Source organism: Streptomyces sp. AF1A (assembly GCF_047340315.1).
In the GTDB taxonomy this organism is placed as follows: domain Bacteria; phylum Actinomycetota; class Actinomycetes; order Streptomycetales; family Streptomycetaceae; genus Streptomyces.
Genome location: NZ_JBLEBI010000324.1, coordinates 1 through 3,437 on the forward strand (window position 1 = coordinate 1; position 3,437 = coordinate 3,437).

Genomic DNA, 3,437 nt, shown 5'->3' on the forward strand with positions numbered 1-3,437 from the left:
GGCGGGCAGGGCGGCGTAAGGGACCTGGAAGCAGGCGAAGGCGGTGGCCGTCAGCAGGAAGCCCGCCTCGGCGAACCACGCGCCGCCCGTCCCGCGCACCACGGAGGCGAACATCAGCAGGCAGGCCGCGGCCATCGCCGCCCCGCCGTACCGGATCAGCCGCCGCCGCGCCGCCGCGCGGCGGGCGAACCTGCCCACCACCGGATTCACCGCCGCCGCCCACAGCTTGGGGACGAGCACCGCGGCCCCGGCGAGGGCCGCGCCGACACCCAGCGTGTCGGTGAGGTACGGCAACAGCAGCAGGCCGGGCAGCGTCGTGAAGGTGCCGGATACCAGCGCCCCGGCGCCGTAGCCGGCCACGACCCGGCCGGAGACGCCCGGACGCCGCCCACCGGCCTCCCGCCGCCCCGCGGCCCGCGGCCCGTGGGCCCTGTGCCCACCGGTCTTCCGGCCCGGCGCTGCGGCAGTGGTCATCGTGTGCCCCCTTCGTCGGCCCCGTACGGCAGGCCCACCGGCAGGACGGGGGGAAGGAACGGCCGGTGGGCCCGACACCAGCCTCCGGGCCACGTCCTGGATTCCGCTAAAGGCAGGGCAGGGGCGCGCCGAGCCGGCTCCGTGACCGCAGTTGCGGTCATGCAGCTTGCTGCCACCGGGCGGCGCTGGCCTCCCGCCCGGGCGGTTCGCACGCTGAAGGACAGGCGTGTTCCGGCGCAGTCGAGGGGGAAGCATGACGGAATCCATGACGATGGGGCGCAGAGCGGACACCCGTGCCGACGTCCCGCCCGAGGCGGCGCCGTTCGGCACCACCCGTCACCTCATCCACTGCCCCGTCTCGTGGGACAACTGCCTGGACGCCCCCGGTGTCGGCGAGGAGCACTTCGTGCTCGCCGACCGCCTCCCGCGGGACCACCCGCTGTTCAACGACGGCCCCGTGCACTTCCACGACGTCCAGGTCGTGACCGAATCGGTCCGCGAGATCGGCGAGTTCGTCGGCCACCGCTACTTCGGCGTGCCCGCCGAGCGCCCCGGCCTGTTCTACCGCTACGACCTGCGCCTCACCGACCTCGCCCCGTGGCGCACCGGCCCGAACGGCGGCTCCCGGCTCAGCACGCGGCTGCGGGCGGTGCCCACGCACGTCGTCAACGGCGTGCCGCGCGGGGTGGAGTTCCACACCGAGGTGAGCATCGACGGCATCCCGTGCGCGGTCGGCTCCGCGGGCCTCGTCTTCCTCGCGCCCGCCCTCTACCGCAACCAGCTCGCCCTCGCCCAGCCCGTGCCGGACGACCACGCGTACCCGCAGGACGGGCCGGACCGGGCGGCCGGGGCCGCGCACCGCGTGCCGGCCGCCGAGGTGGGCCGGGCCGCCGCCGAGAACGTCCTGGTGAGCGCCCCCGAGCGGCTGCCCTCCGGCCGGCTGACCACCTGGGTGCGGACGGACGGCGTCCCCCGGGTTTTCGCGGGCGGGGAGGGGCGGCTGGCCGGGCTGCACGTGCTGGAGGCGCTGCGGCAGAGCGCCCTGCTCACGGCCGGCCGGCGGCACGGGCTGACCACCGCGCGCTGCACCCTCGCCGCCTCACGGGTCCACTTCCGCGGCTCGGCCGAGGCGGGGCCGCCGCTGCGGTGCGTGGCCGTGCCGGGTGGGGTCGAACCCGATCCGGCGGGCCGGGCCCGGGTGCCGGTGACCATGACCCTGGCACAGGGGCGCAAGGCCGTCGCCGAGGCGACAGCCGTCGTGGTGCAGGATCTCTGAGGGGCCGTCGCGATGAGGTTCCGGATCCTGGGCCCGCTGGAGCTCACGGGCGACCCGGACCCGGCCTCCGCGGGCACGCACACCCCGGGCGCGCCCAAGCTGCGCACCGTCCTCGGCACGCTGCTCGCCCGCGCCGGCAGCGTGGTGTCCGTCGACGCCCTGATCGACGAGCTGTGGCCGGACGGGCCGCCGCGCACCGCGCTGACCACCCTGCACGTGTACGTCTCGCAGATCCGCAAGGCCCTGACCGCGGCGAGCCCCCGCCAGGGCCGCACCCTGCTGGTCACCCAGCGGCCGGGCTATCTGCTGCGCGCGGACGACGAGGACGTCGACGCGACCGTGTTCGAGCAGCTGCGCGCCCGGGGACGGCGGGCACTGGCCGACGGCGAACTCGCCCGCGCGGCGGACCTGCTGCGGCGCGCGGACGCGCTGTGGCGGGGCCCGCTGCTGTCCGGCACGCCGCACGGCCCGCTGCTGCGCGCCACCGCGGCCCGCCTGACCGAGGCCCGCCTGGAGGTCCTCGAACTCCACGTGGACGCCGAACTGCGCCTCGGCAACCACCGCGCGGTCCTGCCCGAGCTGCGCGCCCTGACCACCGAGCACCCGCTCCGGGAGGAGTTCCACGCCCAGCTGCTGACCGCCCTGGCCCGCACCGGCCGCCACGCCGAGGCCCTCCACGCCTACGCCCGGCTGCGCGCCCTCCTCGCGGAGGAGCTGGGCACCGAACCGGGCCCCCGCCTCCGCGCACTGCACCAACGCCTGCTGACGGAGGAGGAGGGCCCCGGAGAGGACGACCTGCTCGGATACCCCGAGCAGCCGCGACGGCAGTCCGCGAGTGCCCGGGATGGCCGCGCGCCGACACGCGACGCACTCCGGCATGCGCGGGGCAGCGCGGGGGCGCCGGGCACGCCCGGGAGTGCGACGGCGCCGGGGCTGCGTGCCATGGCGTCCGGGGCCCATGCGACCACGCCGGGAACGAGCACCACCCTGTCCGAACGAGACGCGGCCACACCGGGAACCAGCCCCACCCTGTCCGAACCGGACGCGACCACGCCGGGAACGAACCCCACCGCACCCGAACCAAACGCGGCCGCCCCCACACCAGAGGCCACCGCACCCGAACCCCACGCAGCCGCCCCGGGAACGAGCGCCACCGCACCCGAACCCCACGCGGCCACACCCACACCAGAGGCCACCGCACCCGAACCCCACGCAGCCGCCCCGGGAACGAGCGCCACCGCACCCGAACCCCACACAGCCACACCCACACCAGAGGCCACCGCACCCGAACCACACGCGGCCGCCCTCACGCCGGAGGCCACCGCACCCGAACCCCACACGGCCACACCCACGCCGAGAGCCACCGCCCTCCGGCCACGTGCCGCCGTGCCGGCACCGGTTGCCGGGGCGCCCGGTCCGGACGCGCTCGTGCCGCGCCCGCTCGCGCCACCGCCCCCACTCGTCTCCCCGGTCCTCGCGCTTCCCGCCCCGGACGGCGAGCTGGTCGGCCGGGACGAGGAGCTCGCGGCCGTGGAGCGGCTGCTCAGGACCGCCCCGCCGGGCACCTGGACGGCCGTCACCGGGCCCGTGGGCGCGGGCAAGACGGCCCTCGCGGTGGCCGCGGCGCGCCGGGTGGCCGACGCGTTCCCGGACGGGGTCCTCTTCCTGGACCTGCGCAGCCCGTCGC

At 77.1% G+C, this 3,437-nt stretch carries 3 protein-coding genes; 2 read left to right on the forward strand and 1 reads right to left on the reverse strand.

Annotated features, from left to right (window positions below; genetic code table 11):
- Positions 1-474, reverse strand: a 474-nt coding sequence (locus tag ACLU3S_RS36360) for an MFS transporter (RefSeq protein ID WP_413956248.1), incomplete at its 3' end; no start/stop codon positions are given.
- 253 nt (positions 475-727) lie between these two features.
- Here ACLU3S_RS36360 and ACLU3S_RS36365 point away from each other — a divergent pair.
- Together ACLU3S_RS36365 and ACLU3S_RS36370 are read left to right on the forward strand one after the other, a co-directional pair.
- A complete protein-coding gene (locus ACLU3S_RS36365; protein WP_413956249.1) occupies positions 728-1,750 on the forward strand; it encodes an AfsA-related hotdog domain-containing protein in 1,023 nt (340 codons plus the stop codon).
- A gap of 12 nt (positions 1,751-1,762) precedes the next feature.
- The coding region (locus ACLU3S_RS36370) for a BTAD domain-containing putative transcriptional regulator (RefSeq protein ID WP_413956250.1) at positions 1,763-3,437 on the forward strand (1,675 nt) is incomplete at its 3' end.